Origin of the sequence: Paenibacillus solani (assembly GCF_050475945.1) — a bacterium.
In the GTDB taxonomy this organism is placed as follows: Bacteria; Bacillota; Bacilli; order Paenibacillales; family Paenibacillaceae; genus Paenibacillus_AQ; species Paenibacillus_AQ solani_A.
Genome location: NZ_JBCMXJ010000008.1, coordinates 43,115 through 61,617 on the forward strand (window position 1 = coordinate 43,115; position 18,503 = coordinate 61,617).

An 18,503-nucleotide genomic window follows, 5' to 3' on the forward strand; every position below is an offset into this window, starting at 1 on the left:
TCCAGCCAGCAATATACCGCTGTTCACGCAGCCGAGATCCGTTGAGTTAGGTTATTCCTTCCCCTTCTGTTCCAGGGCGGCCTTCAACAGATCGCCCAGATTGGAACCGATCGACTCCTGCTTGCTGTATTGCTGCACAAGCTTCCGCTCCTCGCGTTTGTTCACATGCTTGGCGTCTTTCTTGAGCGTTTCTGTGATCCCGCAGCCAAGGCATTGTACGAAGAGACCTGCCTTGCCTTCCTTCATCTCCATTTTCTTATGGCACTGTGGACAGCGACGGTTGGACAGACGCTTCTCTCCTGAGCGCTTATAGCCGCAATCGTCACTCGGACAGACCAGCAGCTTGCCGCGCTTGGTCTTCTTCTCCAGCAGTCTTGTGCCGCAATCCGGACAGTGGCTGTTCGAGACATTATGCGGCTTGTATTCCGCATCGCTTCCCTTCACGTCCGTGACCAGCTTCTTCGTCATATCCCGTATGCCGCGCAAGAAAGGCTCCGGCTTGCCCTGCCCCTTCGCAATTCGTTCCAGCTCGGCCTCCCACCGCGCCGTGAGATCTGGTGTGCGGAGCTCCGGAGCGACAAGCTCAATCAACTGCTTGCCCTTGCCTGTCGGATGAAGGGTCTGCCCCTGTCGTTCGATCGTGTCCGAGCTCACCAGCTTCTCAATAATGTCCGCTCGTGTCGCCGGTGTTCCAAGACCATGCTTCTCCATCTGGGAGAGCAGCGCTGCCTCGTTATACCGCTTCGGCGGCTGGGTACGTCCTGGCTTCAGCACGCACCGGACCACCTTCACCGATTCTCCTTCTTTCAGCTCCGGCAGGAGCTTGCCCGATGAAGACCCGCTCTGACCATCGTCATGCTCGTCGTCAGCTTCATCATCATAATCGCCGCCATATACCTCACGCCATCCGTTGTCCTTAATAGTAGTGCCTTTGGCGTAGAGCTGTTCACCCTCAATCTGCACGGTTACGGATACATTATCGTAGCGGGCAGGAGGATAGAACAAGCTAATGAACCGGCGCACGATGAGATCGTACAGCTTACGTTCATCAACAGATAGCTGATTCAGCAGCACGGTCTGTTCGGTCGGAATGATAGCGTGATGATCGGTAACCTTGCTGTCATCCACGACCCGCTTGCTTGGCGATAGATTCTTGCGCAGCAGCGGCCGTGCAAGAGAAGCATAAGGTCCGATCGCGATGCTCGACAATCTTTCCTTTAAGGTCCCGACCATATCGGAGGTCAGGTAACGGCTATCCGTCCGCGGGTAGGTGACCAGCTTATGCTGCTCATACAGGCGCTGGAGCACATTCGAGGTCTGCTTGGCCGAGAACCCGTACCGACGGTTGGCATCCCGCTGCAGTTCGGTTAAATCATAAGCCAGCGGATGCGGTTCTGTTTTCTCGCTCTTTTTCACGCTGACGATTTTTCCGGAGCCGCCCTCCAGCTTCTGCTTCAACTTCGCTGCCTTCTCCTTCTCGAAGATACGACCGTCACCGCCAGCCGGACGCCATGAAACCTCAAAGCTTCCAAGATCGGCCTGCAATGTCTCATACTCCTGGGAACGGAAATTTATGATCTCCTTCTCACGATCCATGATCATTCCAAGCGTTGGTGTTTGAACTCTTCCTGCCGACAGTTGTGCATTAAACTTGGTTGTCAGCGCACGCGTCACATTAAGCCCGACCATCCAATCCGCTTCCGCCCGGCAGCGCGCAGACTCATACAATCGGTCGAACTGCTGCCCCGGCTTGAGGGATGCGAAACCTTCCTTAATCGCCTTATCGGTCTGAGAAGAAATCCACAGCCGTTTGAACGGCTTGTTCCACTTCGCCATTTTTAGAATCCAGCGTGCAAGCAGTTCCCCCTCACGCGCGGCATCTGTAGCAATAATCAACTCCCCGACATCCTGCCGCTTCATCAAATGCTGGACCGTCTTGAACTGATGACTAGTTTCCCTCAGCACTTTCAGCCGTGTATTGTCCGGGAGAATCGGCAGATCCTCCAATGCCCAGGTCTGATACTTCTTATCATAATCCTCGGGTTCCGCAAGACCTACCAGATGCCCGAGCGCCCAGGTCACAATATATTTCGGTCCTTCAAAATAACTCTTCTGCTTCTCACGGCTCCCCATTACTCTTGCAATTTCTTTCGCAACGGACGGCTTCTCAGCCAATACTAATACTTTCATAGCCCTCCCCTTCCTCTATGCCCCTATTATAACCTCCCATCGATTGTTTCCACAAAGATCGTCAGATCATTTTCTTATCCAGCAAATTAAACGTTTGATTGGCGCATACTGGGCAACCCTGATTCTTCAAATCCTCAATCGTGGAATAATCACCCTGCACGCCCACCTGCAGCTCGCCCTGACATTGAATACATTTGTAGATTCGGACCGTTCGCCTAACCTCGCCTGTATAAAGCTCCTCCTCAAAAGAATCCGTCATATATGGCTCCGTAAATTCCGTCGTTGTCAGCACGATCATCTGGCTGCTATTGCCAATCATCTGCGCTCCGATATACTGATTGAAATGAAGCAGCACCTGTTTTACCGACAAACCCATGCGGACGAAATCACGCTGCATGGACCATGTGAAATCAGGAGATTTGTGGGCAAAGGAGAGAAAGATGGGGCATCCTTTTTCGCGTTTCAACGCGCTAATCCCTCTGGATAAGAACAGGGTCAGCCCTTGAAGCGTGTACGGCGGATCAGTGAAAAAGCAATCATATTGCCCGCTCCAGCCCTGAGGCAAAGGCTGTCTGAGATCGATATGCCTGCATGTAACCACTAAGTCCTCTTTTGCAGCCGCGCCCTGGATAAACTGCAGGAATCGCTCATCGATGTCCATTACGGTAATGCTTGCCCTCTGATCTTTAGCGTTCGGGAACAGCCGTTTAAGAAGCAGACCCAGGGAGATGCTCACGAGATCGTCATCGCCGACACACAGGATTTTTTTTCCGATCAGGCTATGCTCCCTCAGAGACAGAACTGCTCTCCGGAGACTCGTCTCGACCGTGCATTGGGATTGATCGATCTGTACATCGACTTGTGGGCGCTGCTCCAGTATCTCCGTGAGCCTTGCTAGTACATCCGAAAGCTCCGTCTGCCAATCAGTTTCATTGGCCATCAGCTTCTGATACAAATCTAAATCCAAGCCGCTGTATCCTAACTCATGTTCAACATAATACTTCCCGGAATGGGTGCAGCGGACTCCCTGCTCTTGAATGAGAGCCCCTGCTTGGATGAGCTCCTTCTTGATCGCCGCAGCGACCGGAACCGGGAGATAGGTATGACGCCCCAGCTCTTTGGTTGATATGCCAGGACGCATATAACTCGCCACCAGCAGCTGTTCGATCACCTGAACGCCTTCCTGGAGACGAACCTTGGTTTTTACTTTTCCTATATAATCGATCATTCGAATCACGCTCTTTTCCTGAATATGGGATGGTTATTGCCCCTGGAAAAGAACACACGTAACCCCATACGTGCTGCAGTAATAAAAAAAGGACAGAAGTCCATGAACCATCGTCCACCTTCTGTCCCCTCAAGCGGGAAGCCGTGCTCAGAGCTCGGCTGTACAGTCAATATATAAGGGATGGCTGTTGTGTTCTTAACCAGGTGGACTCCAGCTATTGCGCCATGACAAATAAACCTCACATAAAGTGGGTCTTTTCCCAAAACACAAGCCAGAGTCCTATACAATTTGGTTAGTTAAGAACACGCACCGACATCAAGACAGCTCCCCTATTTTCGATATAAATCCCGCCGACTAAAAACTGTTGACCATAAAAAATAATATCCTTCTTCGCTTCAAAGCCGTAGTTTCCGATAAAAATCCTCCGCAGAAAGATCCTTTCCCGTAAGCAGCACCATAATGATTGTGAACCGAGTTTAGGTATGCCTTCATATTAATGCCGAGCCTAATCCGCTACCCTGCCAACCGGGATCGATATAATACTCTGCTTCAAGGTCGGATTTGTCCATCAATCTGACATTCAGATTCGTTTCCATTAAGCCGCCGCTCCCCATGATCTGTAAAGGATACCGTAATCCCCGGCAAGCCTAGCCGTTCGGATCGCCATGATAGGAGTTAAGTCATTCCGACTCGACTCCTTACCTACTATCGGGTCATGGACCACGCTCCTTTCCGTGGAGGGATCCAATCTTTCCGCCAAAATGGCGCGGGCCCGGTACAGCCGGGATTTCACCGTTCCTTCCGGTATCCCTGCGATCTTGGCGATATGGCTAATCGGCATATCCCGGTAATAGTGAAGCTGAATGACCCTGCGTAAATCATCTTCCAGATGGGTCACGGCTTCGTTGAGCTCGATCGCTTCATACGGCAGGGCATCGGCGCCCCCACTGGCAAGTTCAACCGTCCACAGCCGCTGTTGGGAGCGCAGCAGTTGCAGGCATTCATGAATGAGAATACGGGACAGCCATGTTTTGAAATAAGCAGGCTCCTTCAAGGTTGGCATAGCTGCGAAGGATTTAATAATCGCTTCCTGTACGGCATCCGCGCAATCCTCTTCCCTCCTCAGATACAAGCGGGCTAAGCCATACAAATTACGCTCATAAGCATGGATCAGCCTACTGAAGGCTTCTCGATCCCCATGCTTGGCAAGCTGAGCATCGCGCTCTATATTGGATTTCTTGTTCACATTGGGAGACCTCCTTTGCAATACTTCCTTGGCCTTACATAAGTTAGATGCCTGAGAGCGTGCTCAGGTTCACGTCAGTTTATCTTTTTTTTAAAATCTGGAGTTTCCATCACCTTCATTTTTGCACAATTCCACTAATCATTGCCATATTGAATATTCAGCCTATGAAAAAACACCGCAAGGTCGGTCATCGCCCTCACGGTGTCTCGTTCAGCCTATGAATCGTTCATATCATGAAACGGATAACTGGATCCCTTCACATTCATTTCGTATCCTTATCCACATATCGACCTTGCTCGGGAACGGCTAAACGGTCAAAGTCCCGGGCCAACCGCGCAAGTGAAGTCATTAGCTCCTCACCCCGCATCGAAACCCCGTGTCCCGTGATCAGAACTCCGGGATTCAAGCTTGCCAGGCGACGAACCGATTCTCGTGCAAGATCCCAATCCGGCGTAAAATACATCGGCGGACCATGCAGCTCCTTCTCCTGCCCGATGACGGCTAACGCCGACTCTTGCTTCACCGTAATCACCGCGTCTCCCGCCACGAGGACTCGATCCCGTTCGCGGAACAGAGAGATATGGCCGGGGCTATGGCCCGGTGTCGGCAGCCATTTGAATTCAGGAAGACCCGGCACGCTACCGTCCTCCGGCAGAGGTTGTATCCTGGAGCCCAGATCGATGGCTTTGTTCGGATACATCGGAGCAACGCGGGCCATCAATCCGCCGCCTACGCTTGGATCTCCAGGTGGATAGTCTTCTTTTCCCGTAAGAAACGGCAGTTCGTCCTGATGAGCGTAGACAGGTACGCTCCAGCGGTCCGTCAATTCCTTCACATTCCCGACATGGTCAAAATGGCCATGCGTAAGCACGATGCATACCGGCGGCTTTCCGAATCTTTTTTCAGCTTCTTCTACAATGGAGCCTTCAAAATTCCTGAGCCCCGTATCAATCAGTACCCAATCTCCCGTTCCAGGCGTACCGATCATCTGGACGTTCACCATTACAGTACGCAAAGATAGAATATCCGGCGTAATCTCTTCAGTCTCTACGGCACCCGTCTTTAACATACTGTGATCATTCATTATGGAATCGCCCCCACTTCTCGTTGTAAGTGCTTCTTGTAATAACATACCCGTTTTGGCACTTTTCAACGAAGAAATGGCGATTTTTTACTGAATGATTTTATTGAGACGATCTAGATAACGCCAGCGAGTAATAAAGAAATAAATGATCTGTATGCTCAGGAAGAAGATGAAGATCTTAAAACTGTGCCCAACGATCGAGAAGTCTACCAGCTGCTGCAGGGCTACAAAGGCAACACCGCTATGAATGAGCGCGATCAGCATCGGCAAAAAGAACATGATGACAAGCTGCTTGGTAATAATGGTGCCAAGCTCTTTTTTACTGAGGCCGACTTTGGCAATCATGCGATACTGCTGTTCATCCCGGGCTAGATCTGCGTACAGCCGGAAATAAACAAAGCTTGCCGCGAAGGTGAAAAAGACAATGCCGACCAAGCCGCTCACCATAAGCAGAATTCCGTTCTGCTGCTGGGCGCTTTTCCAGTCCAAATATAATGATTTTAGATAATAGCTGTAGTCTTCATTCTCACTGAGTCGATCCATAATCGCTCTGGACGCATCCCCTGTATTCTTCCAATCCTGCACGTAAAACGTATGGTATGCCGCATATCCGTATTCCTGATCCTGTTGTACCTGGAACACATCCTCGTACAAGCGGTCGGATACGACCAGCGTATCGCCGTAGGTTTCGGGTATCGCAATGAACGTTTCGGCTTTGAGCACCTTTACGGTTTCCGATTGGTTGCCGTTCATGACCTCGAACTGATCATTCAATAAGCCGTCAATCCGGTAGCCGTTTTTCTCCGTGACCGTTCCCGGAGTCAAGATCCCTTCCAGGTCACCCAATGTTTCTGCAGGGTAACCCAGCGACTGAATGAGACTGTTATATTCGCTCAGCTTAATCAGATTCACCCCGTTATCCGAGAAAATCGGGGTCACCTCCGCCTCCTTGTAATCGAATCCCCCTTTCTTGAGTTCATCCCTGATGATATCAAGATGTCGATTGTCATTGTCCGCATTCTCCTCGTACATGGAATACGTGTAGGCATAGGGATTTTCCATGGCCGACAGGCCCGGATCCCCGATCGCAAGCGTAGTTCCGATGCCGGTAAAGGCAGATGCCGAAATGACCGAAACGAGGAAGAACATCACCGCGTTATCCTTAATTCTGTACAGCAGCTCGGAGATCGTCAACAGATTGGTTCTTTTGAAGAAGAATCGCTCTTTTCTCTGCAGGTACCGCATGAAGAACACGCTGAACTGGGTGAAGAGAAAGTAAGTGCCGATGATAACGAATACGACGCCCCCAAGCAGCAATAACAAATTGAAAATTTGGAGTATCGCAAAAACCATGACCATGCCGTATCCGGAACCAATCAGCAGGACAGCCAGCACGGCGAGCCAAGGTGATGCTTTCGGCTGCGGCTTGGGGCTTTCCTCCGCTTTCACAAGGGCGAGCAGAGTGCCCTTTCGCAGCATGAACGAGGAGAACAGCGCAATCAGCAGGAACAATACGGCATAAGCTGCTGCCGTGATGATCAGCGATTCGAGCGGAAAATAAAACGGAAGCCCGGTATCCACGGCCAGCAGCTTGGCGCTGATTAACAGAATCAGCTTGGAGAACAGCAGGCCCGTTCCGATGCCGACAACGATCGCCGCAACGCCAATCAAGATGTTTTCGATAAATAGCATCCGGTTCAATTGCTTGCGGGACATGCCGAGGATCAGCAGAATGCCGAACTCCCTTTTCCGGACCTTGATGAAGGCCCCCACCGAATACAGCAGGAAGAAAAATGAAAAAACAAACACAATGTATTGCGATACCGTCATGCCCATCGTGCCCAGCATGGACATGGTACCGCTGGAGGAGACCAGGCCGTCCTTCAGCTGCGGATGAAACGACAGCAGCCCGTAGGTAAAGAAAATCATGACCGAGAAGGCACTGCTCAGGAAATGGGCGATATACGTGCGCTTGCTGCGCAGGACATTGTTAATGGCGAACTGGCGAAAATTCATGTCCCGAACCTCCCAGCAGCGATAACACATTGATGATTTTTTGATAAAAGGCCGACTGGCTCTCACCGTACGTGATCTCGTTGTACAACTGACCGTCCTTGATAAACACCACCCGATTGCAGTAGCTTGCAGCGACCGGATCATGGGTGACCAGCAGCATTGTCACTTGGTCTTCCTTGTTTCTCCGTTCCATCATCTCCATGACATCGCGTGCCGATTTGGAGTCCAGATTCCCCGTTGGTTCATCGGCCAGAACCAGCTTCGGTACATGGATCATCGCCCGTGCTACGGCCGTCCGCTGTGCCTGTCCCCCCGATATTTCGTAGGTCCGCTTATCCAGAATCGATGTAATGCCGAGCTTCTCGGCCAATATGCCCACTCGGCGATTCATCTCATCCAGATCCACACCGTCCAGCGCCAACGGCAGCAAAATGTTCTCCTTCACCGTCAACGTATTCAGCAGATTGAAGGACTGAAAGACAAACCCGAGCTCACGGCGGCGGAACATCGCGAGTTTATCCTGGGATAAACGGAATGGATCTTCCCCGCCAATGTGGATCTCTCCGGATGTGGGACGGTCGATGGTGGATATCATGTTAAGGAGCGTTGTTTTTCCGCTTCCGGAAGGTCCCATGATGCCAACGAATTCCCCTTCGTTGATGCTCAAATTGATATTGGAAAGCGCCTCATGGGACACCGCGGCCTTGTAGACTTTGCCCAGATTGCGCACGTTCAGTATTTCCATCTTGTAAACCTCACCTTCGTTATTTCATATCTTGTAAGGTTAGTGTATAGCATCCCCAGAGCATCTCCTATCGATCACTCTTTCACCAATCTTACATCGGTGTAAGATTCATGTTTTTACTTTTGCGCTTCTCAAGACCGCTCCGAGTACGTAACGTTCCTACGATCGCTGTTGCCCCCAAATTTTCTGAACGATTACACTGTGGTAAAAATTCGGGTGCAAAGGCGACCGCTTCGCTTCTTCGGAATCGTTTCGTCCTCTTTCGCTGGCGCGTGCCGATACCTACTCATTATTTAAAACAAAAGAAAGAACCTTATCTCAGGGCTTCATGATGATTTCAATAACCATCGTTTATCCGAGATAAGGTGCCCTCATAAAGTATTTAGGTGATTCAATCCAAAGTTTAACAAGAAATCGAACTAGATATCTCTAACACATGCTTTACAGCCTACATAATGCTATTTTCATCAATGTCACCTGCAACTGTAATAAATGAACTCTAACCACCCAAGAGACGTCTACACCAAGCAGGCCTCACCCCGAGAAAATCAACCTCACGGTTGTTCCTTTCCCCGGCTCGGATTCCAGCTCGATTTGGTGAATCATTTTATAAACGACCTCCTTGACGAGATACAAGCCCATGCCGGTGGATTCCTTCAGCCTGCGTCCGTTTTCCCCGGTATAGAACGGGTCGAACACCCGCTTCATGTCGGATCGGGGTATGCCCATCCCCCGATCCGTGATCTCCAGCACGACATGTCGCTCGCTCCGGTGGGCTTGGATTGTCACTTTAAGACCGGTGCCGGCGGAATATTTGATGGCGTTGGACAGCAGCTGCAGCATGATGAACCGAAGCCACTTGGCATCCGTCTGAACGGTGAGGTCCGGATTGATCCGGACTTCCGGATATACATGGCTGTGAATAAAATAGCGCTTGTTCTCATGAACTGCATCAACTGCAATCTGGTGCAACTTCACGGGCTCCACGCTGAAATCCTGTTCAAAGGTTTCGAGCCTGGACATGTAGAGCACCATCTCCAGCCCGCGCCGAATCCGGTCGGACTCTTCGGATATACTCTTGAAGGAGTCGTTATCATCCTCTTGCGTGATCATCTCAATGACAGACAACGGCGTTTTCATCTGATGTACCCATTGATTCATGAAGATCATATGCTCTTTCCGCCGGCGCTCCCACTCTTCCATAACCGTTCGGTATTGACGGTATTGCTCTTCCATGAGCTCGCTAAGGGCCGTAGGCAGCGGGGCCGATTCATTATGCTTGATCGATTCCTCCAGCGACTTGATAGGCTGTGACAGCCGTTCATAGAAATCCCGGTGCGTGAAATACCGGAATGCCAAGTATCCGCCCAGAATGGTCAGGCCGAGGAAAAGAGCATAGGCCGCTGTCATCGGATGATCATAACCGTCATACCAGAATACGAGCAGCACCACGAACAACTCGGCGACCGTAAATAGTATCAAGGGCAGTTGCTCACGCCAAAACAGCTTTTTCATAGACTTCCCTTACCTCTTCCAAACCGTTTGCAGGCGATACCCGGAGCCACGGATCGTTTCCAGCGCATTCTCAATCCCTAACTCCGCAAGCCGTTTGCGCACTCGGTTAATATTCACGCTGAGCGTATTATCATCAACGAACGTATCATCCCACAGCTTCTCCAGAATCGTTTCGCGCGTGACCAGCCGGGGGCTCCGGCTCAGCAGCGTCTCCAGGAGGATGGTTTCTTTTTTGGTAAGTACGGATGTCCGGTCCTCAAGAATCAGCTCCATCCGTTCGGGGTACAGGATTAGCCCGTCCTTCTCAACCGTACGCTCGGCGGAGGCAGCTGCATAATCACCATATACGCGGCGCAACTGGCTGTGAATCTTGGCGATGACGATATCATATGCAAACGGCTTGGTGATATAATCATCCGCGCCGTTCTCCAGCGCCCGCAACTGATCAGGGGTCCCGTTCCGGGCGGATATGAAAATAATCGGACAGGTGGATATCGACCTGATCTGGCGGCACCAATAATATCCGTCAAAGCTTGGCAGATTCACGTCGAGCAGAACAATATGCGGCTTTATCTCCTGGAATTGCTCCAGCACATGATCGAAATCCTCGACGATGATTGCATCATTTCCGTACCGTTCGATATGCGATTGTAGCAGCCCTGCCAGCTTGGGGTCATCCTCAACGATCATGATTTTGTACATCCGTTCACCCTCCATGAAGCGTCAGGCCGCTCCTTCCCTTCCGAAAGAATTCGCCTGATGGTTTATGATTCCCTAACGATAGCCGCTTCAAAAAAGTTGGTTCCGTCCGGCGATGTGCCCTGCACGTATACCCTGCCGTTCTGTTCTGATGAACGATTGACCAGCATCGTGTCCTTCCATCTGGCTTCATGATGGTATGTAATTTTGAAACCAGTCACTTTGCCTTCCTGCAGCTCTTGCTCATCCAGCACATCAAAGCACAAATCTGCATATCTTGCATTATTCAAATGACCATTTGTATCGATTCCACTATACCTGACAATGTATGGGTAGGCTTCATATAGTTGTATTCCTTCAGGCAATACAGCTTTGCTTGGCAGCTCTCCAACCGTTTCCTGACCGATCGGCACCTCGTATGGAAACATGGATGGGCGTAATATTTTCCGCTTATGGATATCCACCAGTGCCCAGACCGAGCGAGCCTCACCAAGTATGTCACCACTGCTGTCCTTGATCCGATAGTCTCGATGCCAGAGCGCCCCTTTGGAGCCGCGGCTCCAGGTATCCACATACAAGGTTTCCATATCCCTTGGGATTCGCCGCATATCGAGCTCCAGCGTTATCAGCATCCAGCCCATTCCCCGCTCAATCATTTCCTCGCGACTGATCCCGAGCGCTTCAATATGCCTGTCAGCCGCTCTTTGCAAAATACTAAGCAGTGAGGACCAACGACACTCCCCTTTAAAATCTGCATCAACGGATTGAATCGTGTATTCTTCTGTCCATTTCTCAACCATGAGTCACATGCCAGCTCCTTTACCATGTACAACCTTGAGTACTTCAAGCATAATCAAAAGCCTCAGATTTATCAAAGAACAGCAACGTTTCTTATCAACTTGGAAGAATTTTTTTACTCAAGTTCATGTTCGATTCGGTTTAAAAGTCACGTCTTTGGTTAATAGTAAGGCACAAACAACTATAACTTATACGAGGTGATAAGCATGAGTTTTCTTTGGTCATTAATCGTTGGTGGTATCATTGGTTGGATCGCAGGTTTGATTATGGGCAGAGACATCCCGGGCGGTATCATCGGTAACATCATTGCTGGTTTCGTCGGCGCTTGGCTCGGTGGCCTTCTGCTCGGATCTTGGGGACCTGAAATGGGTGGATTCTTCATCCTGCCTGCTCTGATCGGTGCCGTCGTCCTCGTCTTTGTTGTCAGCCTGATCATGGGTTCGATGAGACGCGGCCGTTCATAACCGGTGAAGTGGATTGTGCTTGAGTGTGCTTAACCGGGAACTGTAGACCCAGAGTCACGGTCAGCGGCATTAGCCCATTCATGGATAAGATCCACAATAAACAGGGTGACCTATTGCCTTCACGGCAGCAGGTCACCCTGTTTTTGTAGTTTTGTTCTATTCTAAGATACAGGAAGTCCATTCTTCTTCGCATAATTGCCCCAATGCGGCTTACGGCCATCGATGTCAATATACCCGTATTCATCGGATAAATCCCAGCTGGTCAAGGCCTTACCGCTCTTGTCGGCGACATTCGGATCGGCGGCGAGTGCTGCGACGCCCTGCGCTAGAAAATACGGAGTCTCCGATTCGATGAAATGCGGCTCCTGCGCAGCAGCATCCCGCCAATTGTCTTCCGTCACGCCAAAGTAATCCAGCATTTGTTCGGAACGTAGAAACCCCGGTGTCACGCATAGCGCCGTTACCTGGTATGGACGCAGCTCTTCCGCCATGGCTTCAGCCAGATGGATTGCCGAGATTTTGGCCAAGCTGTAGTACAAGTTCCCCCGATACCGATACGTAGATCCATCGGTGACTTCAATAACCAATCCGCCACCGTTCTCCACCATCAGTGGCACACCATAATAACTTGTGATCATATGCGCCGTCACCGCGCGCTCCTGCATTAACAGGCCATCAGATAGAAACTGCTCCCAAAAAGGGATATTCCAGTGCGTGATGTTCTCGCCTCCCCATATATCATTGACGAGGATATCGAGCCGTCCTTCCTGCTCCCTGCGAATTCGTTCAAATAATGCCTTAACTTGCTCCTCCACGGTATGGTCACATTGCACGGCGATGCCCACCCCGCCTCGTGCCGTTACCATATCAGCCGTGTCATCAATCGTCTCGGACCGCTTTATATCCGATGCCTGTCCCCGTGTGCTTCGTCCCGTGCAATATACCGTGGCTCCTGCAGCGCCCAGCATCACTGCAATCGCACGTCCAGCCCCTCGGGTCGCTCCGGCAACGACAGCTACTTTACCTTGTAATGGCTTTAGATCGTTCTTCTTCATTGCATAACCTCCACCTGTATACTGAATATTCTCAACATCCTTATCGTACCCGTCATATATGACATCCCTTGTCTTATATCCGTGCTACAATGAAATTAATTTCTACACATGATAAAGAGGTGAGCTGATTTGAGGGCCGATCGTCTATTATCCATTATGCTGATGCTCCAAAACGGAGGTAAGAAGAGCACCCGTTATTTGGCGGAGCAGCTCGAGGTTTCGGAACGAACGATAATACGCGATATGGAAAGCCTCAGCTCGGCCGGTATTCCCGTCTATGCGGAAAGAGGCTCCCTTGGGGGTTGGGTGCTTGAAGAGAGTTATCGAACTAACCTGACCGGGATGACGCATGATGAGCTGATCTCCCTGCTTGTGACTAGTCACAGCCCACTGATCGGTGATTTGGGAATCCGCAAGCATTTTGACGCGGCCTATCAGAAATTATTGGCTTCTTCTCCCCGCTCCATCAGGCAGGACGCTGAAATGATACGGGAGAAAATCCATATTGATGGCGCAGGCTGGCACTCCTATCGTGAAACGCATCCGTACCTTACCGTGCTTCAGGAGGCTCTGTGGCTGGATCGTATCACCAGAATTCAATATATGAAGGGAGAGGAGCGAGTCGAAAGAATTATTCATCCGCTCGGATTGGTTGCCAAACGCAGCACCTGGTATGTGGTAGCCGAATCCCAAGGCGAACTCCGAACCTACCGTGTGTCCAGAATCGTTGATGCCGTCATGACCGAGGAAGCCTTCGAGCGCCCGCCTGACTTTAATCTGGCCAATTATTGGGAGGAGTCACTGGTACGGTTCATGCAGAATCTCCCGCAATATCCGGCGCAGGTGCGTATGAGCGTCAATCTTACCGAGCGCCTTGAGCGGGAGCGATACGTCAAAATACTCCGCTGCGACATGGATAACTCACAGAGCGGATGGATCTCGGCAGATTTGGAATTTAATACAATGGAGTCAGCTTCAGCTATTCTGCTTAGCTGCGGAGCGGAGATCGAGGTCATTGCTCCACAAGAGCTGCGGGAGCATGTCAGTACAGCGGTAAAGGCTATTACCCGGCTGTACGAATAGGTTAGAAAAAGGCCTGTCAACGTAACTTTCTCAGATAGCAGACCTCTGCTATAAGATGTTTTTCTTACGATATCAGAAATCACAAGCTTCGAAGTTTATACTTTCTGATATGTAAAAGAAAACACCGGGCAATCGCCCCTTAACAGAGACTTGTCCGGTGTTGTGTGCTTTGCGCACATATGCGCCATTATCATTATCGAATTGTATGCAGCGGCTTAAGATTAGCTTCAATCTGTTCCCGCTTCGGCTCCAGGAATGGCGGCAGCGCAAGAGATTCGCCCAGATGGTCGATGTGCTCATCCGTGTCAAATCCCGGTCCGTCAGTCGCTACTTCGAACAAAATACCGTTAGGCTCTCTAAAGTACAGGGAACGGAAGTAAAAACGGTCAACAAATCCCGAATTCGAAAAGCCCACATTGCTAATCCGGCTGATCCAAGAACGAAGCTCCTCTTCATCCTCTACACGGAATGCTACATGGTGAACGCCGCCGCGACCGAGCCGCTCCTGCGGAAGATCACTTCGTACCTCCACATGCACTTCTGCTCCGGTCCCGCCTTCCCCTGTCTCAAAGACAAGAATATCCGGCTGGCCTTCTACAAACGAGGCATACTGCCCTTTGTAACGGAAACCCATCAGCTCTGTCAACACCTTTACCGTCTGCACGGGGTCAGGTACGGTCAGCTGCACCGGACCTAAGCCAATGATGGCGTATTCCCCCGGAACTGGTCCTTTTTCCCATGGTGTGCCTCCAGCAACTCCCTCATTATGTTCATCCGAAACAAGGATGATCCGTTGGCCTTCAAAATCCCGGAACAGCAGCGTCAGACGGCCAGCACGCTCCTTGATCTCCTCACGATCCACGCCATGTTCATCAAGCCGCTCTACCCAATATTCTAAAGCTCGGTCACTAGGTACACGAAGTGACGTTGCCGAAATGCTGTTATTGCCCTCCCGGGTCTGTCCCGCCATCGGAATCTCGAAGAAGGTCAGCTCCGTACCGGGATTTCCTTTTTCATCACCATAAAACAGATGGTAGACCGAAACATCGTCCTGGTTTACCGTCTTTTTGACCAATCTCATGCCAAGCACTTTTGTATAAAAATCAAAGTTCCGCGAAGCCGAAGCCGTTAAGGCGGATACGTGGTGGATTCCTTTAAATTTCATGACCTCAACCTCCATTAATTTGATATTTCTTATCGCCAATAACTTATATTTTTAGTTTAGTATTTAAACCTTAAATCGTCAAGTCTTAATATTAAGATATTTAAAATAAAAATAACAGATCCATTTCTTCCAGGCTAAAAACCCGAACAAAATGGATCTGTTATTCATTCCCTGCTATGACGGACCCTATTCTCAGTAGAATGTCCCCTAGATCTAATATGGGGATTCCTCCACATTTAAGCTTTGGTTATCGCTTCTTCTCGATATTCGGATGGTGTTTTCCCTGTTATCTTCTTGAACACCTGTGTAAAGTATCGAGGATCCTGATACCCTACCAGCGGTGCTACCTGGTATACCTTCACATCTGTATTCAGCAAAATACCCTTGGCCTTCTCGATCCGGCACTCCGTCAGATACTCCAAAAAGGTATATCCCGTTGCTCCCTTAAACAAGGTGCAGAAATGACTGATGCTCAAATCGGCCAGTTCCGATACCTCTTCAATACTGAGATCCTTCTGGTAATTCTCCGCAATGTACTCCTTCGCTTTATTCATCACAGCCTGGATATTGTCCTTGGATTGCCCTGATCGGCTCTCAGCAATCCACCTGCTGAAATGATTCTTAAGCACAGCCATCAGCTGTTGAAGGGTATCAGAAGCATGAAGCTCCTGCAGCAATTCCTCCAGGGACCACTCAAACAGCACCTTCATATGCTCAAATTGCCGGTACAGAACGACACTCAATTCAAGCAGCACCCGCTCGGTCATCTCCTTGTTGAATCCATGCTCCTCAATATAAGCTTTGGTCTCATCAAAAAGCTCGAGCAGCCGCTCCTTGTGAAGCGTTCGGATGCTCTCCACCATTAACGACTCCAGATGCTTCGGATACTTCGCTTCACTCGCCGTTTCCATGGCGGCCTCGGGCGTTCCGAGAAACACGCCCTCTTCTCCCGAATAGAACCGTTGGTATAACGCACGGACGGCCACTTCGTAAGCTGTGCCCAAGTGGTCAATCCCGGCCATGCTGGAACTGAAACCAACCGAACAGGAGAGCTTCGTGTTCTGCTTGATTAATTGCACTAATTCCCGCCCGATCTGTTCTTGCCGCTCCTGCGACAAACTCGGAAACAGGAGGACCCACTCCCCGCTGCGGAAAGGGAATACGGTAAGTCCGCCATGCTGCAAGGACCACTCCTCCAGCACATTCCGCACAGCGAACAGCCACAATCGCTTCTCATCCATGCTCCATAACTCGTTAAGCCGCAAGTAATGGTCCAATTGAATGACCGCCATCGTGTATTCATGCTTCAGCTCGCTGTCTTCCAGCCATTGCATATGCTGCAAGGGGCTTCGGTTTCCCTCTATGAATTCCGTCAGCATTCGCTCCCGGGCCAGCAGCGACAGTACCTTGATCGAGTGCAGCATTTGGTCATCGGCAATCTGTTTCTCCAGCGTTCTGGCCGCCTTGGCAATCGTTTCAGACAGCTCATCGTGATCGATCGGCTTCAGCAAGTAATCGAAAGCCCCTTCGCGCAGAGCTTCCCTTGCATATTCGAATTCACCATACCCGCTAATGAAAATGATGATTCGCCGCGCCTCATCCGCCTTAAGCTCCTTCATAAGCGTAATGCCATCCATGCCCGGCATACGAATATCGCTTATGATCATATGCGGCGATAGTTCACGCGCCAGCTTCAGAGCACTGTCTCCTGTTTTGGCTTCCCCTACAACTTCCAGATCCAGCTCATCCCAAGGTATGGCTGCCCTCAGACTGCGCAGAATAATCGGTTCATCATCAACCAGCATGACTCTGAATTTACCTTCCGCTCCGCCCATGACGTTCCCCCTTGTCTCTTCTGGTTACTCCGGCACCGTATTTCGTCTCAGCTGCCAATCCTGCACCGAGGATTTCTGAATTTGCTCCAGGGCTTCGGCAGCTTGCGTACGCCCTCCAAGCATATCCTCGATCACTTTAAGGAATAAACGGTTCACCTCAGGTGACAGCTTGTTGTCGTATGGCAGAAAGGTACTCGTCGATTCCTCCATTAATTCCGTGACCTGGGCAAACACCGGCCCTGTTCTGTTCGAATCATAGGCAATCTTCATGGAAGGCACGCGCAGCCCCTCATACACCAGCCTTGTTTGCACCTCCGGGGTATAGAACATGCCCAGCAGTTCCAAAGCTGCTTGCTTCTTTGGTTCATCCAAATCCGAAGACAGCCCGATGCCAATCGTATATCCGCCTGCCAAGGATCGTTCTTCTCCGGGCAGTAGGGACGGAAATGGAATGACACCGACCTCACTTTGAAAATCCGGATGATCCTCATTCCGGAACAGCGTAATATCCCAGCTGCCGTTTAGATACATCGCTGCCTTCCCTTCGGTAAACTGGGCTATCGCTTCTTCCGTGGACAGATTGTTGGCATAAGGACTGAAGGCCCCTGCCCTGATCCAAGTTTCCAGCTGTTCAAATGCTTCCAAATACGGCTCATTCACAAAGCTGACCTGATCATCTCCTTCAACCAGCCGGTCGATCAGTTCCGGTCCGGCATACCGATCCATGAAATAATGCGCAAATATGCCTGCTGGCCAGCGGTCTTCATTTCCGAGCGCAAAGGGAATGATATCGTTCGCTTGCAGAACGCTAATCACTTCATTCATCTCCTGCAGCGTTGTCGGAGGGCTAAGGTTCAACTGCCGGAATATAACCCGGTTATAATAAATGGGCTCCGCATGTCCCTCGAATGGCAGGCCGTAAATCCGATTGTCGAAGGTCCAGTGATGCAGATCCTTGAATTGCTCACGCAGACCGGTCTCCTGCAAAAAATCCGTCAAATCCATCAGCCGGTTGGACCTGGCATAGGGCATGATCTCAGCTCCACCGAAAAGGACAAACATATCCGGCGGCGTACCGGTGACCATCTCGCTCTTCAGTTTCTGCTCCCGATGAATTGTCTGATCGATGCTCTCAAAGTTTACTTTTATATTCGGATGTTCTTTCTCAAAGCTGCGAACGACGCTCTCAAATATAGCCAGCACGGGCCGGTCATGCTCCTTATTCCAAAAATGCCGAAACGTCAGCGTAAGCTTCTCCGGCTGTTTCTCCTCAATCGGTCCCTGATTCTGCACCGTCACCCACACGACAGCCAGCGCCAACAGCGCCGTATAACCGACTATCCAGCCCCAATTCCAAAACCATCTCACGCTGCAGCCCTC

General features: G+C 50.5%; 15 protein-coding genes. 2 read left to right on the forward strand and 13 right to left on the reverse strand.

Annotated elements, in window-relative coordinates; translation table 11 throughout:
* Positions 1–51: 51 nt before the first annotated feature.
* The 9 genes from ABEQ74_RS10800 to ABEQ74_RS10840 all read right to left on the reverse strand — a co-directional run bounded on the left by ABEQ74_RS10800 (position 52) and on the right by ABEQ74_RS10840 (position 11,523).
* Entirely contained in the window at positions 52–2,190 is a 2,139-nt protein-coding gene (locus ABEQ74_RS10800) for a DNA topoisomerase III (protein ID WP_430122192.1), read from the reverse strand.
* 61 nt (positions 2,191–2,251) lie between these two features.
* Positions 2,252–3,418 carry a bis-aminopropyl spermidine synthase family protein gene (locus ABEQ74_RS10805; RefSeq protein WP_430122193.1) on the reverse strand — a complete coding sequence of 389 codons (1,167 nt, stop codon included), beginning with the start codon at positions 3,416–3,418 and terminating at the stop codon, positions 2,252–2,254.
* A gap of 595 nt (positions 3,419–4,013) precedes the next feature.
* Positions 4,014–4,664, reverse strand: coding sequence for a sigma-70 family RNA polymerase sigma factor (locus tag ABEQ74_RS10810; protein ID WP_430122194.1), 651 nt, complete (start codon positions 4,662–4,664; stop codon positions 4,014–4,016).
* Positions 4,665–4,926: 262 nt separating this feature from the next.
* Positions 4,927–5,748 carry an MBL fold metallo-hydrolase gene (locus ABEQ74_RS10815; RefSeq protein ID WP_430122195.1) on the reverse strand — a complete coding sequence of 274 codons (822 nt, stop codon included), beginning with the start codon at positions 5,746–5,748 and terminating at the stop codon, positions 4,927–4,929.
* A gap of 87 nt (positions 5,749–5,835) precedes the next feature.
* Entirely contained in the window at positions 5,836–7,764 is a 1,929-nt protein-coding gene (locus ABEQ74_RS10820; protein ID WP_430122196.1) for an ABC transporter permease, read from the reverse strand.
* Positions 7,739–8,509 (reverse strand): ABC transporter ATP-binding protein, encoded by a 771-nt coding sequence (locus ABEQ74_RS10825; protein WP_430122197.1) that lies wholly within the window; start codon positions 8,507–8,509, stop codon positions 7,739–7,741. Before ABEQ74_RS10825 ends, ABEQ74_RS10820 begins: the two co-directional genes overlap by 26 nt.
* Before the next feature lie 534 nt (positions 8,510–9,043).
* Positions 9,044–10,024: a sensor histidine kinase gene (locus ABEQ74_RS10830; protein WP_430122198.1), complete on the reverse strand. Its 981-nt coding sequence runs from the start codon at positions 10,022–10,024 to the stop codon at positions 9,044–9,046.
* Between the two features lie 9 nt (positions 10,025–10,033).
* Positions 10,034–10,726: a response regulator transcription factor gene (locus ABEQ74_RS10835; RefSeq protein ID WP_430122199.1), complete on the reverse strand. Its 693-nt coding sequence runs from the start codon at positions 10,724–10,726 to the stop codon at positions 10,034–10,036.
* 62 nt (positions 10,727–10,788) lie between these two features.
* A complete protein-coding gene (locus ABEQ74_RS10840) occupies positions 10,789–11,523 on the reverse strand; it encodes an acyl-[acyl-carrier-protein] thioesterase (RefSeq protein WP_430122200.1) in 735 nt (244 codons plus the stop codon).
* A 204-nt stretch (positions 11,524–11,727) separates the two neighbouring features.
* On the opposite strand from ABEQ74_RS10840, the gene ABEQ74_RS10845 reads away from it, so the two are divergent.
* Positions 11,728–11,985, forward strand: a complete 258-nt coding sequence (locus tag ABEQ74_RS10845) for a GlsB/YeaQ/YmgE family stress response membrane protein (protein WP_430122201.1) — start codon at positions 11,728–11,730, stop codon at positions 11,983–11,985.
* 161 nt (positions 11,986–12,146) lie between these two features.
* Here ABEQ74_RS10845 and ABEQ74_RS10850 read toward each other — a convergent pair whose 3' ends face one another.
* Positions 12,147–13,040, reverse strand: a complete 894-nt coding sequence (locus ABEQ74_RS10850) for an SDR family oxidoreductase (protein ID WP_430122202.1) — start codon at positions 13,038–13,040, stop codon at positions 12,147–12,149.
* 129 nt (positions 13,041–13,169) lie between these two features.
* Between ABEQ74_RS10850 and ABEQ74_RS10855 the strand changes: the two genes are divergently transcribed.
* Entirely contained in the window at positions 13,170–14,123 is a 954-nt protein-coding gene (locus ABEQ74_RS10855) for a helix-turn-helix transcriptional regulator (protein ID WP_430122203.1), read from the forward strand.
* Positions 14,124–14,316: 193 nt separating this feature from the next.
* On the opposite strand, the gene ABEQ74_RS10860 is transcribed toward ABEQ74_RS10855, so the two are convergent.
* The 3 genes from ABEQ74_RS10860 to ABEQ74_RS10870 all read right to left on the reverse strand — a co-directional run bounded on the left by ABEQ74_RS10860 (position 14,317) and on the right by ABEQ74_RS10870 (position 18,491).
* Positions 14,317–15,288: a ring-cleaving dioxygenase gene (locus ABEQ74_RS10860; RefSeq protein ID WP_430122204.1), complete on the reverse strand. Its 972-nt coding sequence runs from the start codon at positions 15,286–15,288 to the stop codon at positions 14,317–14,319.
* Between the two features lie 236 nt (positions 15,289–15,524).
* Positions 15,525–17,123, reverse strand: a complete 1,599-nt coding sequence (locus tag ABEQ74_RS10865) for a response regulator (protein WP_430122205.1) — start codon at positions 17,121–17,123, stop codon at positions 15,525–15,527.
* 24 nt (positions 17,124–17,147) lie between these two features.
* Positions 17,148–18,491: an ABC transporter substrate-binding protein gene (locus ABEQ74_RS10870; RefSeq protein WP_430122206.1), complete on the reverse strand. Its 1,344-nt coding sequence runs from the start codon at positions 18,489–18,491 to the stop codon at positions 17,148–17,150.
* Positions 18,492–18,503: the final 12 nt, after the last annotated feature.

Coding starts and splice junctions, on each gene's coding strand:
- ABEQ74_RS10800 (WP_430122192.1), bottom strand. CDS start 2,190: ATGAAAGTATTAGTATTGGCTGAGAAGCCGTCCGTTGCGAAAGAAATT.
- ABEQ74_RS10805 (WP_430122193.1), bottom strand. CDS start 3,418: ATGATCGATTATATAGGAAAAGTAAAAACCAAGGTTCGTCTCCAGGAA.
- ABEQ74_RS10815 (WP_430122195.1), bottom strand. CDS start 5,748: ATGAATGATCACAGTATGTTAAAGACGGGTGCCGTAGAGACTGAAGAG.
- ABEQ74_RS10820 (WP_430122196.1), bottom strand. CDS start 7,764: ATGAATTTTCGCCAGTTCGCCATTAACAATGTCCTGCGCAGCAAGCGC.
- ABEQ74_RS10825 (WP_430122197.1), bottom strand. CDS start 8,509: ATGGAAATACTGAACGTGCGCAATCTGGGCAAAGTCTACAAGGCCGCG.
- ABEQ74_RS10830 (WP_430122198.1), bottom strand. CDS start 10,024: ATGAAAAAGCTGTTTTGGCGTGAGCAACTGCCCTTGATACTATTTACG.
- ABEQ74_RS10835 (WP_430122199.1), bottom strand. CDS start 10,726: ATGTACAAAATCATGATCGTTGAGGATGACCCCAAGCTGGCAGGGCTG.
- ABEQ74_RS10840 (WP_430122200.1), bottom strand. CDS start 11,523: ATGGTTGAGAAATGGACAGAAGAATACACGATTCAATCCGTTGATGCA.
- ABEQ74_RS10845 (WP_430122201.1), top strand. CDS start 11,728: ATGAGTTTTCTTTGGTCATTAATCGTTGGTGGTATCATTGGTTGGATC.
- ABEQ74_RS10850 (WP_430122202.1), bottom strand. CDS start 13,040: ATGAAGAAGAACGATCTAAAGCCATTACAAGGTAAAGTAGCTGTCGTT.
- ABEQ74_RS10860 (WP_430122204.1), bottom strand. CDS start 15,288: ATGAAATTTAAAGGAATCCACCACGTATCCGCCTTAACGGCTTCGGCT.
- ABEQ74_RS10865 (WP_430122205.1), bottom strand. CDS start 17,123: ATGGGCGGAGCGGAAGGTAAATTCAGAGTCATGCTGGTTGATGATGAA.